Origin of the sequence: Amycolatopsis melonis (assembly GCF_040064235.1) — a bacterium.
In the GTDB taxonomy this organism is placed as follows: domain Bacteria; phylum Actinomycetota; class Actinomycetes; order Mycobacteriales; family Pseudonocardiaceae; genus Amycolatopsis; species Amycolatopsis melonis.
On record NZ_JBDZYD010000011.1, the window covers coordinates 335,897 to 356,061 of the forward strand.

A 20,165-nucleotide genomic window follows, 5' to 3' on the forward strand; every position below is an offset into this window, starting at 1 on the left:
GGTACCGGCCCGAGCGCCAGGTCTCGAACCTGTAACCAACAACACTCGGTGCGGTACCGCTCCGGCGCGCCTCCACGCCGGGGCGGTACCGCCCGAAACGGACTTACGACTCGAACTTGTAGCCCAGGCCGCGGACCGTGACGAGGTGCCGCGGCGAGCCGGGGTCCGGTTCGATCTTCGACCGCAGCCGCTTCACGTGGACGTCGAGCGTCTTCGTGTCGCCGACGTAGTCCGCGCCCCACACCCGGTCGATGAGCTGGCCGCGGGTGAGCACCCGGCCGACGTTGCGCAGCAGGTACTCCAGCAGGTCGAACTCCTTGAGCGGCAGCGAGACCTCGGTGCCGTCGACGGTCACCACGTGCCGCTCGACGTCCATCCGCACCGGGCCCGCCGAGAGCACCAGCGGCGCCAGTTCGCCGTCCGAGCCCGGCTCGCCGCCGCGGCGCAGCACCGCGCGCACCCGCGCGATCAGCTCCCGCGCCGAGTACGGCTTGGTCACGTAGTCGTCGGCGCCCAGTTCCAGGCCGACGACCTTGTCGATCTCGCTGTCGCGCGCGGTCACCATGATCACCGGCACGGCCGAGCGCTGGCGCAGCTGCTTGCAGACGTCGGTGCCGCTCATCCCGGGCAGCATGAGGTCGAGCAGCACGATGTCGGCGCCGTTGCGGTCGAACTCCTCCAGCGCCGCCTGGCCGGTGCCGGCCACGGCTGCGGTGAACCCTTCCTTGCGCAGCAGGAAGGCGAGGGGGTCGGCGAACGACTCCTCGTCCTCGACGATGAGAACCCTGGTCACAGGTTTCCTCCATGATCTGGGCTGTCCTGCCCGGTAACCACGAGCCTCGGGGTGCGCTCGGGGGTCTTCTCCTGCCGCGGTGCCGGCGAGGTCCTTGCCGTCCGCGCCGGCTCCGTGGCCGGGTCGGGACGGACGTGCGCGGGGATGCGCAGGGTGAACGTCGAGCCGGTGCCGGGACGGCTCCACAGCCCGACCGAGCCGCCGTGGTTGGCCGCGACGTGCTTGACGATGGCCAGGCCGAGCCCGGTGCCGCCGGTCGCGCGCGAGCGGGCCTTGTCGGCGCGGTAGAAGCGCTCGAACACGCGCTGCTGCTCGTCTTCGGCGATCCCGATGCCGCGGTCGGTGACGGCGATTTCGACCATCCCGTCGGCGAGCCGTCGCGAGATCGACACCGGGCTGCCCGCCGGCGAGTAGTTGACCGCGTTCTCCAGCAGGTTCGACAGCGCGGTGACCAGCAGCGTCCGGTCGCCCTCGACGAGCAGGCCGCTGGGCGCGTCGGTGGTGATGCTGATGTCGGCGGACTCGGCCGACAGCGTGGTGCGGCCGAGTGCCTCGCGCACGACCGCGTCGACCTCGACGACGTTGAGGTCGGGCAGCCGCTCGGCGCCCTGCAGCCGGGAGAGCGCGATCAGCTCGGTGACGAGCTGGCCGAGGCGCGTGGACTCGCGCAGGATCTTGCCGCCGAAGCGGCGGACCTCGTCGACGTCCTCGGCCGCGTCGAGCACGGCCTCGGTGAGCAGCGCGATCGCGCCGACCGGCGTCTTGAGCTCGTGGCTGACGTTGGCGACGAAGTCGCGGCGCACGGCCTCCAGCCGGATGGCCTCGGAGTGGTCGACGGCCTCCACGACGGTGAAGCCGTCGCCGAGCGGCCGGACCTGGCCGAGCACGGCCTCCGGCTGGCGGCCGCGTGCTTCGAGCGGCGAGAGGTCGATCTCCGCGGGTTCGTCGGTTTCGACGACCTGCTCGGCCGCCTTGCGGGCCCGCGCGTCGGCCTGGTTGACCTTGACCAGCCCCAGCTCGTACGCGCGCGGGTTGTGCAGCACCATGTCGCCGAAGCGGTTGAGGACGACGATGCCGTTGTTCGAGGAGCGGACCAGCCGTTCGAGGAGCTCCGCGACGGTCGGGCCCGGCGGCCGGGCCACCACCCGGCGGGTCCGGGCCCGCGCGAAGAGGAAGCCGGCCACCGCACCGGCCACCAGTGCGCCGATGGCCAGTGCGAGTGAAACAGGCGTGGTCACGGGCCGATCGTAAGCTGAGAAGTGGGCTTCCGGCCTAGCGTTGTCCGCCTTGTCGTGAGCACCGCGACACCTGCGGAGGACATGTTCGCCGGGGTGTCAGCCCGCGTTCACCCGGTCGATTCCCGACCGAGACCTTCCGGGTGAATCACCCTTCCCCGTCGAGGGTTTTCAGATCATCGTCGGTGAGCTTCAGCGCCGCCGCGGCGACGTTCTGCTCGAGGTGCGCGAGATCGCCCGTGCCGGGGATGGCGAGGACGTGCGGGCCCTGGTGCAACGTCCACGCGAGCCGCACCTGGGCCGGGGTGACGTCGTGACGGCGGGCGACCTCGGCCACCCGCGTGTCCTCGGCCGGGCCACTGGTGACGGCGAAGAACGGCACGAAGGCGATGCCCCGCTCGGCGCACATCCGGACCAGTTCGTCGTCCTCGCGGCGCGTGGTCAGGCCGTACTGGTTCTGCACGCAGACGACCGGCGCGATGGCGAGGGCCTCGGTGAGGTGCTCCGGGCCGACGTTGGAGATGCCCAGCTCGCGGATCATCCCGGCCTCGCGCAGCCCGGCGAGCACGCCGAAGCCCTCGGCGAGCGAGCCGGTGCCGCGGTCGAGGCTCTGCCCGATCCGGTAGTTGACGACGTCGAGGTGGTCGAGGCCCAGCTGGCGCAGGTTCTCCTCGACCTGGGCACGCAGCTGGTCGGGGCGTGCGGTGTGGAAGGTGCCCTCGAAGTCGCGGCCGGGACCGACCTTGGTGGTGAGCACGAGGCCGTCGTACGGCGCGAGGGCCCGGTTGATCAGCTCGTTCGCCGAGCGCGGGCCCTGGAAGTAGAACGCGGCGGTGTCGATGTGGTTCACGCCGAGTTCGACGGCGCGGCGGAGCACCGCCAGCGCCGGCTCGCGGTCGCGGACCTGCCAGTCCGGCGTGGTCGTCAGGCGCATCGCGCCGAAGCCGAGCCGGTTCACGGTCAGGGAGCCGAGCTGCCAGGTGCCCGCCGCCGCGGCGGGAAGGGTGTTCGTGGTCATGCCGCCAGCCTTCCGGCGCGGCCGTTCCGCCGCCGGAAATGGCACCTTGCTGCCACACTGGACCACGTGGAGAAGGTGACCGACGTCGTCATGGTGCGCGGCGAGGCCGAGCTGTTCGAGCGGACGGCGCACCTGTTCGCCGCGGCCACGGAGATCTCGTGCGCGGCCCGCGACCTGCACACGTGGTCGGTCGCGCACCCCGCGGCGCCCGACCGGGAGCAGTCGGTGCGCGGCATGACGATCCGCAAGGTGTACCAGCCTGGCGTGCTGTTCGACCCGGCGCTGGCCGGGCACCTGCGGCGGCTGGCGGGCAGCGGCGCGGGCATCCGGATCACCGAGCGCGAGATCAACGAGACGATCCTGCTCGACCGGCGGCTCGCGATCGTGGCGGGCGACCGCGTCGGCGGCGTCCGCGGCTACACCGTGATCAGCAGTCCGGACCTGGTGCACGGCATCCAGTCGCTGTTCGAGGCCGCCTGGCACGCGGCCACCGACCTGGCCGCCTACCAGGCCCGGTTCACCGAGCTGGGCGCGCGGGAGATCCTGGAGCAGCTGGCTTCGGGCTGCAAGGACGAGACGGCGGCCCGCGCGCTGGGCGTCGGCCTGCGGACCTACCGGCGGCGGGTGGCGGAACTGATGGAGCTGCTCGGCGCGACCTCGCGGTTCCAGGCCGGGGCCCGGGCCCGCGAAGCCGGGCTGCTGTGAAGCGCGCGCTGCTGGCGCTGGTCCTCGCGACGTCGGCGTGTACCTCGGCGGTGTCCGGGACGGCGACCCCGCTGACCGGCAACCTCGCGGTGGTCAACGGGCCCGGGACGGCCGCCGCGCTCGCGGGCGTGAAGACGGCGGCCGAGGCCGTGTTCAGCTACGACTCGGCGAACCCGGCGGCGTTCGACCAGGCCGTCGCCACGCACGTCACCGGGGCGGCGAAGACCCAGCTCGCGACGTTGTTCGAGGCGATAAGGAAGAACGCGCAGCCGGTGCACCTGACCACGCAGGTGCGGCAGGCGGCCGCGGTGGAGCTGACCGGGAACCGGCTGCGCGAGCTGGCCGTGCTCCAGCAGGTCAACGGCACCAGCACGGGGCTGGCGACGGCCGCGTTCACGGCGCTCGAAGAGGGCGGGCGGTGGCGGATCTCGGACGTCGCGGTGAACCCGGCCCAGCCGGCACCGGCCCCGCACCCGGACGACGGCAGCCTCGCCGGCCTGCGCGACTCGGCGCTCGCCGGAGCCCGCGCCGTCGCCGGCGGCCTGTTCACGACCGACAGCACCGACCCCGAAGGCTCGTACGCGCGGGCCGAAGCGGTCGTCGCCGGGCCGCTGCTGGACGACTACCACGCCAAGAAGGCCGGCTACCTCGACGCGATCCGCAAGAGCGGCACGAAGGTCGCCCTCGGCCCGGACCCGCTGGCCGGGGTGACCGTCCTGCTGGGCGGTGAGGCGACCGTGCTGTTCTTCACGTCCCTGCAGGTCACCGGCCCCACCGGCACTTCGAACCGCCCCTTCACGGTCGAGCTGGTCCTCGTCCGCCAGGGCACCACCTGGAAGGCGACCGCGGTCCGGCCGGTCACCGCCTCCTGAACTTCCTCCGAAGGCCACCATCAGGGCACTGGACGCGGTGAAGGCCACCATCACGGCATCCAGTGCTGTGATGGTGGCCTTCAGAGGCTTGCGGAACGGGCGTCAGCGGCCCTGGTTGGCGACCGCGGCGGCCGCTTCCTTGGCGGCTTCGGGGTCGAGGTACTCGCCGCCCGGCTTCACCGGCTTGAGGTCGTCGGTGAGGTCGTAGCGCAGCGGGATGCCGGTCGGGATGTTGAGGCCGGCGATGTCGGCGTCGGAGATCCCGTCGAGGTGCTTGACGAGCGCGCGCAGCGAGTTGCCGTGCGCGGCGATCAGCACGGTCTTGCCCGCACGCAGGTCCGGCACGATCGCGGACTCCCAGTACGGCAGCAGCCGCTCGACGACGTCCTTGAGGCACTCGGTCAGCGGCGCGTCGTCGCCGAGGTTCGCGTACCGGGCGTCGCCGGCCTGGCTCCACTCGTCCTTCGGGTCGATCGCCGGCGGCGGGGTGTCGTACGAGCGGCGCCAGAGCATGAACTGCTCCTCGCCGAACTCGTCGAGGGTCTGCTTCTTGTTCTTGCCCTGGAGCGCGCCGTAGTGGCGCTCGTTGAGGCGCCAGTCGCGCTTCACCGGGATCCAGTGCCGGTCGGCCGCGTCCAGCGCGATGTTCGCGGTGGAGATGGCCCGCCGCAGCAGCGAGGTGTGCACGACGTCCGGCAGCAGCCCGGCGTCGGCGAGCAGCCTGCCGCCCTGGCGGGCTTCGCCCTCGCCCAGTTCCGACAGCGGCACGTCCACCCAGCCGGTGAACAGGTTTTCCGCGTTCCACGTGCTCTGCCCGTGCCGCAGCAGCACCAACGTCCCGAGTTCAGCCATGTGCCCAGCCTGCCAGAACGGGCCACCCGGCCCGTCGCTGACCTCGACCTACCCAGAGTGCGTTACCGATCAGTAACACCTCACTCTTCGACAAGTCCAACGGCCAACAACGCGCAAAATCCCCGCAACGGACTGCGGACCGTTATCGATCTTTCGAAAGTTCACCCGAACGGCGTAGTCAGTAGTCTTGTGATTACCCGTCGAGATCTGACAGGTTGGCTAGGTCCCGAGCGGCCGGATTCCACGCACTCCCCGGCCGGATTCGGGCTTCGACCGCGGCTCGTCTCCCCCCTGCCGAGCCGCGGCCCGCCGGCCCCGTTGGCATCCCCCTCGTCACCGGGTCCTGATCGGCGGGAACTTCAGCGGGGCGGCTCGAGATCGCGACTCCCCCTCCCTCGAGCCGTCCCGCCTGTTCCCGCTCACACCGGACGTCATGAACGAGTCGTTCACCTCGTCCGGCGACAGGAAAGAGTCGTTCATGTCGTGGGGCCGGAGGCTTTCACGGCACCCGGGCCGCCTCAGCTCTCGGTCGGCACCGGCTTCGCCGCCCGCCGCCGCCGGTACGCCCACCAGCCGAGCCAGCCCAGCGGTCCCAGGATCAGCAGGAACGGCGCCAGCGCTCCCAGCACGGTCAGCAGGCCGCCCCCGAAGGCCAGGAACGCGTCCCATCCCGCAGCGAGCCCGCCGAGGAATCCACTGTGGTCCTCGGCCGCCGGCGGGGGCGCGGCCACGCCGCGGACCGTCATCGCCACCGTCGCCATCGCGACGCTGCCCGCCAGCGAGTTCCGCTGCTGTTCGAGCGACTCCAGCGTCGACTCGCGGCTGGTCAGCTCGCTTTCCACCGACGCGATCTCCGACACCGACGTCGCCCGCGCGAGCAGTGCGCGGATGCGCTCCACCGACGCCCGCTGCGTGGCCAGCCGGGATTCGACGTCGACCACCTGCTCGGTCACGTCCTGGGTGGACAGCTCGCGCTTCACCAGGCTGCTGCCCAGGTGCGACAGCTGGTCGAGCACGCCGTCGAGCTTGTCGGCCGGCACCGCGAGGCTGAGCGTCGCCAGCTCGTCGCCGGTGCTCTCCTGGCCCGTGTAGCCGCCCGCGCCCTGTGCGATGCCGCGGGCCTGCGCGACGACGTCGGTCACCTTGGTGGCGGTCAGTTCGAGCCGGGCGCTGCGGGCCAGCTTGCGTTCGGTCGCGCCCGGCTGGGGCGGTGTCACCGAGCCGCCCTTCTCGGTCTTGCCCGCGCCCTGCTGCGGCGCCGCCGGCGCGACGACCGCGTTGTCCGCCGTGGACGCTCCCTGCCCCGCCGACGTGCAGCCGGCCAGCACGAACGCCACCCCCGCCAGCGCGAGCGCCGCTCTCCCTCGAGTCCGCATCCTGCGTCTCCCTCCAGATCGACTGGCGGTGAGACGGACATCCGGTTCAGCCCCGTTGCACGGGTCCGGTCACGACTCGGTCAAGCCCGGTTCGTGCGGCTTCTCCGGCGTCACCAGGTGCTTGAACGCCTGGAGGTTGGCCAGCGACTCGCCGCGGGAGACCCGCCAGTCCCACTCGCGCTTGATGGACGTCGCGAAGCCCAGTTCCAGCAGCGGGTTGAAGTCGCCGTCGGCGGCTTCGACGACCTGGCCGAGCACCTTGTCCAGCTCGTCGGCGGTCATCGTGTCCCTGCCGAACCGGCCGACCAGGTAGATGTCGCCGAGACTGTCCACTGTGTAGTGAACGCCGTACAGTTTCGCGTTGCGCTGCAACAGGAACCGGTAAACGTCCTCATGGGACTCGTCGGGACGGCGGCAGACGAAGGCCTCCACCGAAAACGCGTGGTCGCCGTCGACGAGCCACACGTTCGTCTGCAGCTTCTTCGTCCCCGGCAGCGTGACGAAGTACTTGCCGGGACCGCGTTTGTCGTACTTCAGCCCGGCTGCGTCCAAAGTGGACTGGATCAGCTGGTCCAGGCTCACACCGCCACCTCCGCGCGCAGGTCCAGCGCGCGGGAAAACGCGCTCGTGGCCTGAGCATAGATGTCGAGCAGCGCGTCGGTCGTGCGGCGCCAGGAGAACCGCCGCGCGTGGACGACGGCGTTGGCGGCCAGCTCGGCGCGGCGGTCCGGGCGCAGCGCGACCGCGGCCAGCGCGTCCGCCCACTCCTCGGCGCCGTGGCCGGGCACCAGCAGCCCGGAGACGCCGTGCGGCACCGCCACCGGCAGCCCGCCGACCTCGGCGGCGACCACCGGAGTCCCGCAGGCCTGTGCCTCCAGCGCGACCAGGCCGAACGACTCGTTGTAACTGGGCACCGCGACGACGTCGGCGGCGCGGAAGACGCGGGCGAGCGCCTCGCCCGGCTGCGGCGGCAGGAACCGCACCTGCGGCTCGATGCCCAGCGAAACCGCCAGCTCGCGCAGCGCCTGCGGCTGCTCCAGTCCGGTGCCGGACGGGCCGCCGACGATCAGCACGACCAGGCGCGAAGCCAGTTCGGGACGGCGGCGCAGCAGGGCCGCGGCGGCGTGCAGCAGCACGTCCGGCGCCTTGAGCGGCTGGATGCGCCCGGCGAAGGCCAGCACGACGTCGTCGCCGGCCAGGCCGAGGGAAGCGCGGGCGGCGGCCTGGGAACCCGGCGTGAACCGTTCGAGGTCGACGCCCGGCGGCACGGCGTGCACGGCGTGCGGCTCGGCGCCGTACAGCTCGATGAGCTGGCGTGCCTCGACCGCGGTGTTGGCGACCAGCTTGTCCGCCTCGGCGACGACCTGCTCCTCGCCGATCACGCGGGTGCGCGGCTCGGGCTTGTCGCCGTCGGCGAGCGCGGCGTTCTTCACCTTCGCCAGCGTGTGCGCGGTGTGCACCAGCGGCACCGACCACCGGTCGCGCGCGAGCCAGCCGACCTGGCCCGACAGCCAGTAGTGGGAGTGGATGAGGTCGTAGTGGCCGGGCTCGTGGAAGGCCTCGGTCCGCAGCACGCCGGAGGTGAACGCACACAGCTGGGCGGGCAGCTCGTCGCGGCCCAGCGGTTCGAACGGCCCGGCCTGGACGTGCCGCACCGTGACGCCGGGGGCCAGCTCGGCCACCGGCGGCTGGTCGGACGCGGTCGCGCGGGTGAAGACCTCGACCTCGACGCCGCGGCGGGCCATCTCGGTCGCGGTCTGGCTGACGTAGACGTTCAGCCCGCCGGCGTCGCCGGTCCCGGGCTGCTCGAGCGGCGAAGTGTGCACGGACAGCACCGCGATCCGGCGCGGGACAGCGCGGAACCTCCGGATGTTGCTGGTCACCTGGTCACGTCTCCTGCGTACGTCAGCATTCCTCGGCGAACTGCCGCAGTACCGCGTCGAAGTCGGCCGCGGACTCGGCGAAGGGCGCGTGCCCCCCGTCAACGAACCAACGCGCGGTGGCACCCGGAATCTTCCCGAGAGCGTGCTCGGCCGCCGAGGGCTCGATCACGCGGTCGGCCGTGCCGTGCACGACCAGGACCGGCTTGTCGAGGCCGGTCAGCACGTCTTCGCTGCCGATATCCCGGCGGAACAGCGCCGAGCGGACGGCGGGCGGCACGCTCAGCGACGCGCCGAGCAGCGCCTGGGCCTGCGTGCCGGGAACCGGCGTGGCGACCATCTCGCGGCTGAACGCGGTCAGCGCGGGGACCGCGATGTCCGGATCGTCCGCCAGCATCGCCCGCATGTGCTGCCGCATCAGCGGGCCGACGCGGCCGCCCGGCCGGTCCCGGCCGATCTCGGTGATCGCGCCGACGAGCACGATGCCGCGCAGCCGTGCGGTGCCGTGCACGCGGATGTGGTCGGTGAGCACGAGACCGCCGTACGACCAGGCGACGACGATCGCGTCGGGACCCGCGAAGTCGAGGACCGCGGCGAGGTCGTCGGCCCAGACGCGGGGGTCGTCGTACCCCGACGCCGGGACGTCGGAGGCGCCGTGGCCGCGCAGGTCCATCGCGACCAGCCGGAACCGCCCGGTCAGTGCCGGGTCGGCCAGCTGCGCCGCCCAGCACCCGCCCGACTGCGCCCAGCCGTGCACGAACACGATCGGCGTGCTGTTCCCGGCGCCTTCGACCCGGAGGCCGAGCCGGACCCCGCCGTGGCCGACGACTTCGGTGCGCACCGCTTACTTCGCACCCAGCCCTTGCCAGGCCGCCCAGCTGTAGTTCCAGTCCTTGACGTCCGAGGCCATCGGCGGGCCGAGCTTCGAGCCGGTGATCTCGACCGGGTCGCCGATCAGCGCGGAGTCGAAGTAGTCCTTGGCGTCGGCCTCCAGCAGGTTCACGCAGCCGTGGGAGTTGTTGTTCTTCCCGATGTTGGCCGCGTTGTCCTGGTTCTCGTGGATGAACTCGCCGTGGTTGGAGAACCGGCAGGCCCACTTCTTGTTGACGTTCGTGTAGCCGTAGCGGGCGTTGTCGAAGATCGCCGACGGCTCCTTGCTCATGATGATGTAGGTGCCGTTCGGGGTGTTGCGGTCGACCTCGGCGTCCAGCCCGTTCGCGCACGGGTAGCTCTTGACCTGGGCGCCGTTGCGGTAGACGCGCATCTGGTGGTCCGGGGTGTTGACCTTGACCACCTGGTTGCGGCCGATCTTGAACTTCGTGGTGACGTCGGCCTTGCCGTACGCGCCGCCGCCCAGCTCGACGCCGTAGAGCTTCGCCTCGACGTGCACGGTGATGTTCTCCGGCCAGTACTCCTTCGGCCGGTAGTCGACCTGGCTGTCGGACAGCCAGCCCCAGGCACCTTCGACGTCCTTGTCCGTCTTCACCGACAGCGCCTGCTCGACCGCCTTGCGGTTCTTCACCGGCGAAGCGAACTTCACGCTGATCGGCATGGCCACGCCGACGGTCTGGTTGTCGGCCGGGTTGAGCGTGGCGCGGACCTGCTTGGCCGGGTTGAGCGTGCTGAAGCTGCCGGTCAGCTCGACGGGCTTGCCGTCGCTGCCGGTCGCCTTCGCCGCGTAGGTGTAGGTCTTGCCGTAGCCGAGCGGCTCGGAGCTGGTCCAGGTGAGGCCGTCGGGCGCGGTGTCGCCCTTGACGGCCTTGCCGCCCTCGGCGGTGACCTTGCACTCGGTCAGCTTGCCGTCGGTCACCTTGATCACGACCGGCTTGAGGACCGGCGCGTCCTTGGCGTTGACCGCGGGCTCGGCCGTGATTTTCGCCACGGGCTGCGCGCCGCCCTGCCCGTCGGCACCCGCGGCACCCGTGGGCAGCGCGGTACCGCTGTTCTCGCTGGAACACGCCGCGGCGACCAGTGCGGCCCCCGCCGCGAGAGCGGCCTTGAAGACCGTACGCCGTTCGATCACCGAAAAACCTCCTGTGTAACTGCGGGGGCCGGGCCCCCGCACCCCCGCCGTGGGGGCTCCGCCCCCCGGACCCCCCGAAGCCGGGAAACCCCCACTGACCAGCAGGGCACAAGCCCATAGCGCTGGTGACCCGTTCGACGTTACCTGCCGAAAGGAAAAGACCAACCGATCAGGTGGGCATCGCCTTTGTCGACAAGACGTCCCAGACACGGACGGGTTGCCCGATCCGGCTCAGATCACGCAGTTGATCAGCAAAGGTTCGGGGTGCAGCAGGACGCCGAAGCGCGCGTACACGCCGTCGCGGACTTCGCGGGCCAGGGCGAGCAGGTCGTCGGTGGTCGCGTCGCCGCGGTTGGTCAGCGCGAGCGTGTGCTTGGTCGACAGCGAGACGCGGTTCCCCGGCCCGGGGTACCCCTTGGCGAAGCCGGCGCGCTCGATCAGCCAGGCCGCGGACAGCTTGACGCCGCCGTCGGCCGGGTACTGCGGCACCTCGGCGCCGACGGCCTCGGTGATCCGCGCGAGGACCGCCTCCGCCTCGGCCGACGGGACGATCGGGTTGGTGAAGAACGACCCCGCGCTCCACGTGTCGTGGTCGTCCGGGTCGAGCACCATGCCCTTGCCGCGACGCAGCTTCAGCACGGCTTCGCGGGCTTCGGCGGCCGGGACGCGGGCACCGATCCCGACGCCGAGCGTGCGCGCCAGCTCGGCGTAGCGGATGGGCGCGGAGAGGCCGTCTTCGCGGACGGCGAAGCGGACCGAGAGGACGACGCCGGTGTCGGTGCCCTTGAGGACGCTGGTGCGGTAGGCGAAGCCGAGGTCGTCGGCCTTGAGCGCGCGCACTTCGCGCGTCACGCGGTCGTACAGCTCCAGCGAGACGATCGACTCCGCGACTTCGCAGCCGTACGCGCCGACGTTCTGGATCGGCGTCGCGCCGACGCTGCCCGGGATGCCGGAGAGGCATTCGAGTCCGCCCAGCCCGGCCTCGACCAGCGCGGCGACGAACGCGTCCCAGTTCTGGCCGGCCTGCGCCTCGACGACGTCGCCGTCGCGCCGCCAGCCGGTGGTGGCCACCTCGACGAGCGTGCCGTCGAACCCCGCGTCGCCGACCACCAGGTTGGAGCCGCCGCCGAGCAGCAGCACCGGCTCGCCCGCCGCGTCCGCCGCGCGGACGGCTTCGACCAGGTCTGCGCTGGTCACGGCACTGACGAAGCGGCGGGCCGGGCCGCCGAGACGCAGCGTGGTGTACGCGGCGAGCTTCGGAAGGGCGGGAGTTCGGGCGGTGTTCACGCGTCTGACGGTACTGTCCGGCTCATGGGATCCCGGATCGAGCACCGTGCTGCGTTCTCCGCCGACGTCGCGTCGACGTACGCGGCCGTCGCGGGCGAGGACGCGCTGCGGGCGCGCCTGGAGGAGCTCGGCGGCCACGACGCGGCGCTGCTGTCGTACGAGGTGTCCGACGCGGGCCTGCGCTACCAGCTGCGGCAGGGCATCAGTGCGGACAAGCTGCCGTCGGCCGTGCGGACGCTGCACAAGGGTGACCTGCTGGTGACGCGGACGCAGCTGTGGCGCCCCTCCGGCGCGGAGTACCAGGGCCAGGCGTCGGTCGAGGTCGGCGGCGTGCCCGGCGAGATCAAAGCGCGGACGGCGCTGCTGGCCGACGGCGAGAAGACGGTCCTGCGCACGAGCGGCGAGGTGACGGTCCGGATCCCGCTGTTCGGCGGGAAGCTGGAGAGCGTGATCGCCGAGCAGGTCACCAAGCTGCTGGAGCGCGAGGCCGAATTCACCGCGAAGTGGCTCACCGAAGCAGGCTGACCCCGGTCGGCGCGCCGACCCGCGGCACCACCAACCCGAACCGCCTCCGCCGCGTCGACCGGTGGATCGCGGCGGCCCCGGCGACCGCCCGGCTGCTGCGCTCGGCGGCCGATCCCCTGGTCGTCGACCTCGGGTACGGCGCTTCCCCGGTGACGACGGTCGAGCTGGCACGGTGGCTGCGCCGCGTCCGGCCGGACGTCCGCGTGCTGGGCCTGGAGCTGGATCCCGAGCGGGTCGCCTTCGCGCAGCCCGCCGCTTCGCCGCCCCTGCTGGAGTTCCGCCGGGGCGGGTTCGAGCTGGCCGGGACGCGGCCGGTGCTGGTCCGGGCGTTCAACGTGCTGCGGCAGTACGCGGAGGACGAGGTCCCGGGCGCGTGGGGCCTGATGCTGGACTCGATGCCCGCCGGGGGCCTGCTGGTCGAGGGCACGTGCGACGAGATCGGGCGGCTGTCGTCGTGGGTCCTGGTGTCGGCTTCCGGGCCGGTTTCGCTGACGCTGTCGATGCGCCTGGCGGGGCTGGAGAAGCCGTCGACGGTGGCCGAGCGGCTGCCGAAGGTGCTGATCCACCGGAACGTCCCCGGCGAGCGGGTCCACACGCTGCTGTCGACGCTGGACACCTGCTGGGCGACGGCGGCGCCGCACCAGGCGTTCGGCGTGCGTTTCCGCTGGCTGGAGACGGTCCGGCTGCTGGCCGCCCGGGGCTGGCCGGTGCTGGGACCGCCGTCCCGGATCCGGCTGGGCGAGCTGACCGTGCCTTGGGAAGCGGTCGCCCCCGCCTGAACGTTCACCGGGGCACCCCCGCTGCGTCACCCCGGAGTGACCTGCGGTGATCACCATTGAGCCGTGGAACTCCTGGGGCAGGTCACCGAGCTGCTGCGCGACGCGCTCGGCTCGCCGTGGCTGTGGCTGCTCGTCTTCGCCGTCGCCGGGCTGGACGCGCTGCTGCCGTTCATGCCCAGCGAGACCACCGTCGTCACCGTCGCCGTGCTGCTCGGGCCCGACCCCGCGGCACTCGCGTTCCTCGCCGCGGTGGCCGCCGGGGGTGCGTGGGCGGGCGACTGCCTCGGGTACGCCGTCGGGCGCTCGGCCGGGCCGCGGGCGATCGCGCGGCTGCAGCGCGGGCCGGACGGGCGGCGCCGCTATGCATGGGCCCGTGACCAGGTGCGCCGCCACGGCGGGCTGCTCATCGTCGCCGCGCGCTACCTGCCGGGCGGGCGTGTCGCCAGCGCGCTGGCGACCGGCAGCCTCGGCTACCCGCTGCGCCGGTTCGTGCCGCTCGACGCCGCCGGCGCGACGCTCTGGGCGGTGTACAGCGTGCTGATCGGTCTCGCCGGCGGCGCCACCTTCGCCGGCGAACCGGCCAAGGGCCTGCTGCTGTCGTTCGGCCTCGGCCTGAGCCTGGTCTTCGCCATCGAGGCCGGGCGGCGGCTACGGTCGGCGCATGCTCGAAGCGATCGACGTCCACGCCGACGGGCTGAAGCGGGCGGCGCTGGCCGCCGGGCCGCAGGCGCCGGTGCCGAACTGTCCGAAGTGGACTGTCCATGACCTGGTGACGCACATCGCGTTCGTGCACGGCTTCGCCGTCGGCCTGGCAACGAACCGGCCGGTGCGGCCGACACCGCCGACGGGCTGGGACGACGTCCTCGGCTGGTGGGACGGCCAGCGCCTGGCCCTGCGCGAAGCTCTCGGCCGCGCCCCGGAAACCCCGGCGTTCTCGCCGTACCCGGGCTTCACGGCAACGGTCGGCGACTGGACGCGCCGGATGGCCCACGAGACGGCGATCCACCGCCTCGACGCCGAATCGGCGCTCGCCGACGTCCCGCCGACCCGCTTTTCGCCCGCGTTCGCCGCCGACGGCATCGACGAGTTCCTGACCTACCTCCTGCCCCGCCTCGGCCGGAACCCCGGCGTGCGGGTCACGACGCCGGAGCGCACCTGGACACTCGGCGAGCCGGAGGCCGAACTGGACGGCACCGCCGACGACGTCTACCGGGCACTGTGGGGCCGCCCCCACCAGGCGTCGATCACCGGCGACCTCGCACCACTCGCGGCACCCTGACCAGCGCCAGGGACAATGCCAGGCGTGACCTGCCCCGCTGCGGCCGGAACCCCTCCGGAGCGCACCTGGACACTCGGCAAGCCGGCGGCCGAACTGGACGGCACCGCCGACGACGTCTACCGGGCACTGTGGGGCCGCCCCCACCGGGCATCGGCCACCGGCGACCTCGCACCACTCGCGGCGCCCTGACCAGCGCCAGGGACAATGCCAGGCGTGACCGCTCCTGAACGCCGCTACGTCATCACCTTCGGCTGCCCCGACCGCACCGGCATCATCGCCCGGATCTCCGGGTTCCTCGCCGAGCACGGCGGCTGGATCGTCGAGGCGGCCTACCACACCGACCCGGACACGGGCTGGTTCTTCACCCGCCAGGTCGTCCGGGCCGACTCGCTGCCGTTCGACGCCGCCGGGCTGCGCGCCCGCTTCGGCGAGGTGGCCGCGGACCTGTCGGCCGACTCCAGCTGGCAGGTCAGCGACACCGGCGAGCGGCGCCGCGTGGTGATCCTCGTCTCGAAGGCCGGGCACTGCCTGTACGACCTGCTCGGCCGCGTCGCGTCCGGCGAGCTGGACGTCGACATCGCCGCCGTGATCGGCAACCACGACTCCCTCGCCGACATCACCCGCGCGCACGGCATCCCGTTCCACCACGTGCCGTTCCCGGCCGGGGACAAGGCGGCGGCGTTCGAGGAGGTCCGCAAGCTGGTCGGCGAGCACGAGCCGCACGCGGTGGTGCTGGCCCGGTTCATGCAGATCCTGCCCGCCGGCCTGTGCCGCGAGTGGGCAGGCCGGGCGATCAACATCCACCACAGCTTCCTGCCGTCGTTCATCGGCGCGAAGCCGTACCACCAGGCGCACACGCGCGGCGTGAAGCTGGTCGGCGCGACCTGCCACTACGTGACCGCCGACCTCGACGCGGGCCCGATCATCGAGCAGGACGTCATCCGGGTCGACCACGGCGACTCGGTCGGGGACATGGTCCGCAAGGGCCGTGACATCGAGAAGGTCACGCTGGCCCGCGGCCTGCGCTGGCACCTGGAGAACCGGGTACTGGTGCACGGCAACCGCACCGTGGTCTTCTGACGCGGTTGCCGTGCCCCGGGATCACGCCCCGATGGTCGCGGCGTCGATGACGAACCGGTAGCGCACGTCGGAGTTCTCGACACGCTCGTAGGCCTCGTTGACCTGGCCTGCCGAGATCGTCTCGATCTCCGCGCCGATGCCGTGCTCGGCGCAGAAGTCCAGCATCTCCTGCGTCTCGGCGATGCCGCCGATCATCGACCCGGCCAGCACCTTGTTGCCGAGCAGCAGCGAGAACGCGTTGTACGACAGCGGCTCGCCGGGTGCGCCGACGTTGACCATCGCGCCGCCGACGCGCAGCAGCCCGGCGTAGTCGTCGAGGGGCAGCTGGGCCGAGACGGTGTTGATGATGATGTCGAACGTGCCCTTGAGCACCTCGAACGTCGACTCGTCGCTGGTCGCGTAGTAGCCGGTCGCGCCGAGCTTGAGGCCGTCCTCCTGCTTCTTGAGGCTCTGGCTCAGCACGGTGACCTCGGCGCCCATCGCGGCGGCGAACTTGACGGCCAGGTGCCCGAGCCCGCCGAGGCCGATGACGGCGACCTTCTTGCCGGGACCGGCACCCCAGTGCCGCAGCGGCGAGTAGGTGGTGATGCCCGCGCACAGCAGCGGCGCGGCGACGTCCAGGCCGAGGCCCTCGGGGATGCGGCAGACGAAGGCGTCCTTCACGACGACCTGGCGGCTGTAGCCGCCGTAGGTGTTCTCGCCGTCGTAGCCGACGCCGTTGTAGGTCATCACGCTGCCCTTGACGCAGAACTGCTCGGTGCCGGCCCGGCAGTACTCGCACTCGCCGCAGGAGTCGACCATGCAGCCGACGCCCACGCGGTCGCCGACCTGGTACTTCGTCACGGCCGAGCCGACCGCGGCGACGACGCCGGCGATCTCGTGGCCCGGCACCATCGGGAAGATCGCCTGGCCCCAGTCCTCCTTGACCTGGTGGATGTCGCTGTGGCAGATGCCGGCGTAGGCGATGTCGATCAGCACGTCGTCGGGCCGCAGGTCACGGCGCTCGATCGTGGTCGGCGCGAGCGGCGCACCCGGCGCCGCGGCGGCGATGGCGTGCGTGGTCGTGCTCATGAAACCCTCCAAGTACGGGTACTGTCGGTGCGTAAGAGCCCTCTTACATCCTCTCTACGTAAGAGGCGTCTTACATATTTCGATCGAGAGATGTGATCCACGTCATGGGCGGGAAGTACCACCACGGCGATCTCCGGGGCGAGCTCGTGCGCGTCTCCCTGGACCTGATCGCCGAGCAGGGGCTCACCGGGTTCTCGGTCGCGGAGGTCGCGCGCCGGGCGAAGGTCAGCCCCGGCGCGCCGTACCGGCACTTCGCCGACCGCGAGAGCCTGCTCGCCGAGGTGGCCTGCCACATCGCCTGCCAGCTCACCGAGCGCGTCGCCGCCGCGGCGGGCGAGCACGAAGACCCGGCCGACGCGCTGGCCGCCGCCGCGGGCGCGTACACCCGCTACCTGATCGAGCGGCGGGCCGGGATGAACGTCCTGTACGCCGACGGCCTCCACGGCCCGCAGTACGTCGAGCTGCACGAGCAGACCCGGCGGCTGAGCGACGAGTTCCTCGTGCGGTGCCTGGCGGTCGCCCCCGATCCGGCGACGGCGCTGGAGCTGCTGGAGCAGCTGTTCACCCAGGCCCACGGCTACGGCACGTTCCAGCTCGACGGCGTCTTCGTGAAGCACGGCTACTCGGTGGACCTGGTCGTCCGGAAGTCGACCGAGGCGGCGCGGATCGCCATTGCGGGCAGAACCGGCGGAACTGTCGGGGGTGGCCGCTAGGTTGTGCGCATGGGGATCATCCAGGGGACAGTCGTCGATTCGCAGGAGGCCCTGCGGGCGGTGGTCGGCGAGGTCGCCGAGCTGACGCAGAAGAAGGTCATCGACCGGATCGACGAGCACGCGCGGAACCTGATCGCGCACTCGCCGTTCGTGCTGCTGGCGACGTCGGCGCCGGACGGCAGCTGCGACGTCTCACCGCGGGGCGACCCCGCCGGGTCGGTGCTGGTGCTCGACGAGCGCACGCTGGTGCTGGCCGACCGGCCGGGCAACAAGCTGGTCGACAGCTTCCGCAACATCGTCGACAACCCGCACGCGGGGCTGTTGTTCCTGGTGCCGGGCATGAACGAGACCCTGCGCGTCAACGGCCGCGCGACACTGGTGTCGGACGCGCCGTTCTTCGACGCGCTGGTGGTCAAGGGGAAGCGGCCGCAGCTCGCGGTGGTCGTCGAGGTCGAAGAGCTGTACATGCACTGCGCGAAGGCGTTCCTGCGGTCGTCGCTGTGGAAGCCGGAGACCTGGCCGGACCGCTCGGCCCTGCCGACGCTGGGCACGATCCTGCGTGACCAGATCGCGCTGCCGACATCGGCGGAGGAGCTGGACGCGCGACTCAACGAGCGGGCGCTGACCCAGCAGTACTGATCCCCGCCACCACATCCAGCAGCCCAGGGAACCGCGCGTCGAACTCCTCCCGCCGCAGCCGGACGAACGTGCCGTTCCCCGCGTCGCGCTGGCGGACCAGCCCGGCCTCGCGCAGCACGCGCCAGTGGTGCGTGCGGGTCGACTTGGCGATCGGCAGCGGGAACGACGAGCAGGCGCGCTCGGCGCCGTCGCCGTCGACGAGTTCCAGGACCACCGCGCGGCGGTGCGGGTCGGCGAGGGCGGACAGGACCGTGCCGAGGTCGACGTCGGCCATCTCCGGGATCGGCAGTTCTCCGGGCATGCTGGACATGGTACGGCAGCTGTCGTACCTTCAGCGAGGTACGAACTTCATCGAACCTCCGGGAGGCCGCCGTGCTGTGCGTGTTCGACGTCAACGAGACGCTGCTCGACGTCGCCGGGCTCGACGCCACCGTGGGCGGCGCCGAACTGCGGCGCGAGTGGTTCGCCCTGGTCATCCACACCGCGCTGACGGTCACGGCGACGGGCGGCTACCGCGACTTCGCGGGCATCGCGGGCGCCGCGGCCGTCGAAGTCGCCGCCCGGCACGGCCGCGAGATCGACGTCGCGAAGCTCGGCGAGGGCCTGCGTTCGCTGCCCGCGCACCCGGACGTGGCGCCCGGCATCGCCAAGCTCCGCGAAGCCGGGCACGACATCGTCGCCCTCACCAACTCGCCGCTGGCCACCGCCGAGGCGCAGCTGCAGAACGCCGGGCTGGCGACACTGTTCGACCGGATCTTCTCGGCCGAGCAGGCCGGGCGCCTCAAGCCGGCGCCCGAGCCGTACCAGCAGGTCCTGGCCGCCTACCCGGGCAGGACGGCGGTCATGATCGCCGCACACGACTGGGACATCGCGGGCGCGCAGGCGGCCGGGCTGCGGACGGCGTTGCTCACCCGCCCCGGTGTCCACCCGCTGCCTGGCTCGCCCGCGCCCACCTACACCGCGTCGACCCTGCCCGAGCTGGCCGGGCTGCTCTAGTCAGTCCGCGATCCGGACCAGCATCTTGCCGGTGTTGGCGCCCGACAGCAGGCCGAGGAAGGCGTCCGGCGCGTTGCGGATGCCGTCGACGAAGGTCTCCGAGTACTTGATCTCGCCGGAGTTCACCAGCGGCGCGATCTCCTCGACGAACTGCTGCTGCAGGTGCCAGTGGTCGAGCACCAGCAGGCCGCGGATGGTGAGCCGCTTGGCGATGACCTGCGCGAGGTTGCGCGGCGCCGGCGTCGGCTCGGTGGCGTTGTACTGGGAGATCATCCCGCAGATCGCGATCCGGCCGTGCAGGGTGATCGCGTCGATGGCCGCCTCGAGGTGCTCGCCACCGACGTTGTCGAAGTAGACGTCGATGCCTTCGGGGGCGGCCGCGTGGAGCTGCTCGGCGACCGGGCCGTCCTTGTAGTTGAAGGCCGCGTCGAAGCCGAGGTCCTCGACCAGGTGCCGCACCTTCTCGGCCGAACCCGCCGAGCCGATGACGCGCTTGGCGCCCTTCAGCTTCGCGAGCTGGCCGACCAGCGAGCCGACAGCGCCGGCCGCACCGGAGACGAACACGGTGTCGCCCGGCTTGAACTCGGCCGACACCAGCAGGCCGGAGTACGCGGTCAGGCCCGGCATGCCGAGCACGCCGAGGTAGGTCGACAGCGGCGCGGCGGCGGCGTCCACCTTGACGTAGCGCCCGGCGTCGAGCACGGCGTGCGTGCGCCAGCCGGCCTGGTGCAGCACGTGGTCGCCGACCTTGACGTCGTCGACGTTCGACTCGACGACCTCGCCGACCGCCCCGCCGCTCATGACCTCGCCCACCTGGAACGGCGGCGCGTAGGACTTCACGTCCCGCATGCGGCCGCGCATCGCGGGGTCGACGCTCATGATCAGGTTGCGCACCAGGATCTGGTTGTCGCCCGCCGACGGCACCTCGGTGTCGACGATCTCGAAGTTGTCGTGCGTCGGAACGCCTTCCGGGCGCGAAGCCAGCCGGATTTCGGTCGCCGTGCTCATCGTCGGATCCTTTCCAGTCTCGAAGCGGGGCAGG

The 20,165-nt window shown here is 72.0% G+C and carries 24 protein-coding genes; 11 read left to right on the forward strand and 13 right to left on the reverse strand.

Going from position 1 to position 20,165, the window contains the following annotated elements; all coding sequences use genetic code 11:
- Positions 1–103: 103 nt before the first annotated feature.
- From ABJI51_RS29420 to ABJI51_RS29430, 3 genes are all read right to left on the reverse strand, one after another.
- Positions 104–793, reverse strand: coding sequence for a response regulator (locus tag ABJI51_RS29420; RefSeq protein ID WP_348954275.1), 690 nt, complete (start codon positions 791–793; stop codon positions 104–106).
- Positions 790–2,031 (reverse strand): sensor histidine kinase, encoded by a 1,242-nt coding sequence (locus ABJI51_RS29425; protein ID WP_348954276.1) that lies wholly within the window; start codon positions 2,029–2,031, stop codon positions 790–792. Before ABJI51_RS29425 ends, ABJI51_RS29420 begins: the two co-directional genes overlap by 4 nt.
- Before the next feature lie 145 nt (positions 2,032–2,176).
- On the reverse strand, positions 2,177–3,046 hold the full coding sequence (locus ABJI51_RS29430; RefSeq protein ID WP_348954277.1) for an oxidoreductase: 870 nt from the start codon (positions 3,044–3,046) through the stop codon (positions 2,177–2,179).
- A gap of 66 nt (positions 3,047–3,112) precedes the next feature.
- Here ABJI51_RS29430 and ABJI51_RS29435 point away from each other — a divergent pair, with 66 nt between their 5' ends.
- A complete protein-coding gene (locus ABJI51_RS29435) occupies positions 3,113–3,751 on the forward strand; it encodes a DNA-binding response regulator (RefSeq protein WP_348954278.1) in 639 nt (212 codons plus the stop codon).
- On the forward strand, positions 3,748–4,623 hold the full coding sequence (locus ABJI51_RS29440) for a hypothetical protein (protein WP_348954279.1): 876 nt from the start codon (positions 3,748–3,750) through the stop codon (positions 4,621–4,623). The genes ABJI51_RS29435 and ABJI51_RS29440 overlap by 4 nt, the downstream gene beginning before the upstream one ends.
- Before the next feature lie 102 nt (positions 4,624–4,725).
- On the opposite strand, the gene ABJI51_RS29445 is transcribed toward ABJI51_RS29440, so the two are convergent.
- The 7 genes from ABJI51_RS29445 to ABJI51_RS29475 form a co-directional block, all read right to left on the reverse strand.
- A complete protein-coding gene (locus ABJI51_RS29445; RefSeq protein ID WP_348954280.1) occupies positions 4,726–5,475 on the reverse strand; it encodes a phosphoglyceromutase in 750 nt (249 codons plus the stop codon).
- Between the two features lie 518 nt (positions 5,476–5,993).
- Positions 5,994–6,851 carry a DUF4349 domain-containing protein gene (locus ABJI51_RS29450; RefSeq protein WP_348954281.1) on the reverse strand — a complete coding sequence of 286 codons (858 nt, stop codon included), beginning with the start codon at positions 6,849–6,851 and terminating at the stop codon, positions 5,994–5,996.
- A 69-nt stretch (positions 6,852–6,920) separates the two neighbouring features.
- The gene (locus ABJI51_RS29455; protein ID WP_348954282.1) at positions 6,921–7,433 is read right to left on the reverse strand and encodes a type III secretion system chaperone family protein; all 513 of its coding nucleotides are present in this window, start codon (positions 7,431–7,433) and stop codon (positions 6,921–6,923) included.
- Entirely contained in the window at positions 7,430–8,734 is a 1,305-nt protein-coding gene (gene mshA / locus ABJI51_RS29460) for a D-inositol-3-phosphate glycosyltransferase (protein ID WP_348954283.1), read from the reverse strand. The genes ABJI51_RS29455 and mshA overlap by 4 nt, the downstream gene beginning before the upstream one ends.
- A gap of 22 nt (positions 8,735–8,756) precedes the next feature.
- Positions 8,757–9,572, reverse strand: a complete 816-nt coding sequence (locus tag ABJI51_RS29465; RefSeq protein WP_348954284.1) for an alpha/beta fold hydrolase — start codon at positions 9,570–9,572, stop codon at positions 8,757–8,759.
- A 3-nt stretch (positions 9,573–9,575) separates the two neighbouring features.
- Entirely contained in the window at positions 9,576–10,754 is a 1,179-nt protein-coding gene (locus tag ABJI51_RS29470; protein WP_348954285.1) for a L,D-transpeptidase, read from the reverse strand.
- Between the two features lie 231 nt (positions 10,755–10,985).
- Positions 10,986–12,041 (reverse strand): UDP-N-acetylmuramate dehydrogenase, encoded by a 1,056-nt coding sequence (locus ABJI51_RS29475; protein ID WP_348954286.1) that lies wholly within the window; start codon positions 12,039–12,041, stop codon positions 10,986–10,988.
- A 24-nt stretch (positions 12,042–12,065) separates the two neighbouring features.
- Here ABJI51_RS29475 and ABJI51_RS29480 point away from each other — a divergent pair, with 24 nt between their 5' ends.
- From ABJI51_RS29480 to purU, 6 genes are all read left to right on the forward strand, one after another.
- A complete protein-coding gene (locus ABJI51_RS29480) occupies positions 12,066–12,566 on the forward strand; it encodes a DUF2505 domain-containing protein (protein WP_348954287.1) in 501 nt (166 codons plus the stop codon).
- Positions 12,545–13,345 carry a class I SAM-dependent methyltransferase gene (locus ABJI51_RS29485; protein WP_348954288.1) on the forward strand — a complete coding sequence of 267 codons (801 nt, stop codon included), beginning with the start codon at positions 12,545–12,547 and terminating at the stop codon, positions 13,343–13,345. The genes ABJI51_RS29480 and ABJI51_RS29485 overlap by 22 nt, the downstream gene beginning before the upstream one ends.
- Before the next feature lie 63 nt (positions 13,346–13,408).
- Positions 13,409–14,110, forward strand: coding sequence for a DedA family protein (locus tag ABJI51_RS29490; RefSeq protein ID WP_348954289.1), 702 nt, complete (start codon positions 13,409–13,411; stop codon positions 14,108–14,110).
- Entirely contained in the window at positions 14,007–14,624 is a 618-nt protein-coding gene (locus ABJI51_RS29495) for a maleylpyruvate isomerase family mycothiol-dependent enzyme (RefSeq protein ID WP_348954290.1), read from the forward strand. The genes ABJI51_RS29490 and ABJI51_RS29495 overlap by 104 nt, the downstream gene beginning before the upstream one ends.
- Before the next feature lie 24 nt (positions 14,625–14,648).
- Positions 14,649–14,813 carry a hypothetical protein gene (locus ABJI51_RS29500; protein WP_348954291.1) on the forward strand — a complete coding sequence of 55 codons (165 nt, stop codon included), beginning with the start codon at positions 14,649–14,651 and terminating at the stop codon, positions 14,811–14,813.
- A 15-nt stretch (positions 14,814–14,828) separates the two neighbouring features.
- Positions 14,829–15,704 carry a formyltetrahydrofolate deformylase gene (gene purU, locus ABJI51_RS29505; RefSeq protein WP_348954292.1) on the forward strand — a complete coding sequence of 292 codons (876 nt, stop codon included), beginning with the start codon at positions 14,829–14,831 and terminating at the stop codon, positions 15,702–15,704.
- A 21-nt stretch (positions 15,705–15,725) separates the two neighbouring features.
- On the opposite strand, the gene ABJI51_RS29510 is transcribed toward purU, so the two are convergent.
- Positions 15,726–16,775 (reverse strand): NAD(P)-dependent alcohol dehydrogenase, encoded by a 1,050-nt coding sequence (locus ABJI51_RS29510; protein ID WP_348954293.1) that lies wholly within the window; start codon positions 16,773–16,775, stop codon positions 15,726–15,728.
- A 104-nt stretch (positions 16,776–16,879) separates the two neighbouring features.
- On the opposite strand from ABJI51_RS29510, the gene ABJI51_RS29515 reads away from it, so the two are divergent.
- Together ABJI51_RS29515 and ABJI51_RS29520 are read left to right on the forward strand one after the other, a co-directional pair.
- On the forward strand, positions 16,880–17,488 hold the full coding sequence (locus tag ABJI51_RS29515; RefSeq protein WP_348954294.1) for a TetR/AcrR family transcriptional regulator: 609 nt from the start codon (positions 16,880–16,882) through the stop codon (positions 17,486–17,488).
- Positions 17,489–17,497: 9 nt separating this feature from the next.
- The gene (locus ABJI51_RS29520) at positions 17,498–18,127 is read left to right on the forward strand and encodes a pyridoxamine 5'-phosphate oxidase family protein (protein ID WP_348954295.1); all 630 of its coding nucleotides are present in this window, start codon (positions 17,498–17,500) and stop codon (positions 18,125–18,127) included.
- On the opposite strand, the gene ABJI51_RS29525 is transcribed toward ABJI51_RS29520, so the two are convergent.
- Positions 18,096–18,428, reverse strand: a complete 333-nt coding sequence (locus ABJI51_RS29525) for an ArsR/SmtB family transcription factor (protein WP_348954296.1) — start codon at positions 18,426–18,428, stop codon at positions 18,096–18,098. The two genes, ABJI51_RS29520 and ABJI51_RS29525, sit on opposite strands and share 32 nt — an antisense overlap.
- 71 nt (positions 18,429–18,499) lie before the next feature.
- Between ABJI51_RS29525 and ABJI51_RS29530 the strand changes: the two genes are divergently transcribed.
- Complete coding sequence (locus tag ABJI51_RS29530; RefSeq protein WP_348954297.1) at positions 18,500–19,123, forward strand: haloacid dehalogenase type II; 624 nt, start codon at positions 18,500–18,502, stop codon at positions 19,121–19,123.
- Here ABJI51_RS29530 and ABJI51_RS29535 read toward each other — a convergent pair whose 3' ends face one another.
- The gene (locus tag ABJI51_RS29535) at positions 19,124–20,131 is read right to left on the reverse strand and encodes an NADP-dependent oxidoreductase (RefSeq protein WP_348954298.1); all 1,008 of its coding nucleotides are present in this window, start codon (positions 20,129–20,131) and stop codon (positions 19,124–19,126) included.
- Between the last annotated feature and the right edge of the window lie 34 nt (positions 20,132–20,165).

What these genes read in the sequence shown, in the direction of transcription:
- ABJI51_RS29430 (WP_348954277.1), bottom strand. Translation starts at nt 3,046, where the DNA reads ATGACCACGAACACCCTTCCCGCCGCGGCGGCGGGCACCTGGCAGCTC.
- ABJI51_RS29445 (WP_348954280.1), bottom strand. Translation starts at nt 5,475, where the DNA reads ATGGCTGAACTCGGGACGTTGGTGCTGCTGCGGCACGGGCAGAGCACG.
- ABJI51_RS29450 (WP_348954281.1), bottom strand. Translation starts at nt 6,851, where the DNA reads ATGCGGACTCGAGGGAGAGCGGCGCTCGCGCTGGCGGGGGTGGCGTTC.
- ABJI51_RS29480 (WP_348954287.1), top strand. Translation starts at nt 12,066, where the DNA reads ATGGGATCCCGGATCGAGCACCGTGCTGCGTTCTCCGCCGACGTCGCG.
- ABJI51_RS29495 (WP_348954290.1), top strand. Translation starts at nt 14,007, where the DNA reads ATGCTCGAAGCGATCGACGTCCACGCCGACGGGCTGAAGCGGGCGGCG.
- purU (WP_348954292.1), top strand. Translation starts at nt 14,829, where the DNA reads ATGCCAGGCGTGACCGCTCCTGAACGCCGCTACGTCATCACCTTCGGC.
- ABJI51_RS29510 (WP_348954293.1), bottom strand. Translation starts at nt 16,775, where the DNA reads ATGAGCACGACCACGCACGCCATCGCCGCCGCGGCGCCGGGTGCGCCG.
- ABJI51_RS29515 (WP_348954294.1), top strand. Translation starts at nt 16,880, where the DNA reads ATGGGCGGGAAGTACCACCACGGCGATCTCCGGGGCGAGCTCGTGCGC.
- ABJI51_RS29520 (WP_348954295.1), top strand. Translation starts at nt 17,498, where the DNA reads ATGGGGATCATCCAGGGGACAGTCGTCGATTCGCAGGAGGCCCTGCGG.
- ABJI51_RS29525 (WP_348954296.1), bottom strand. Translation starts at nt 18,428, where the DNA reads ATGCCCGGAGAACTGCCGATCCCGGAGATGGCCGACGTCGACCTCGGC.
- ABJI51_RS29535 (WP_348954298.1), bottom strand. Translation starts at nt 20,131, where the DNA reads ATGAGCACGGCGACCGAAATCCGGCTGGCTTCGCGCCCGGAAGGCGTT.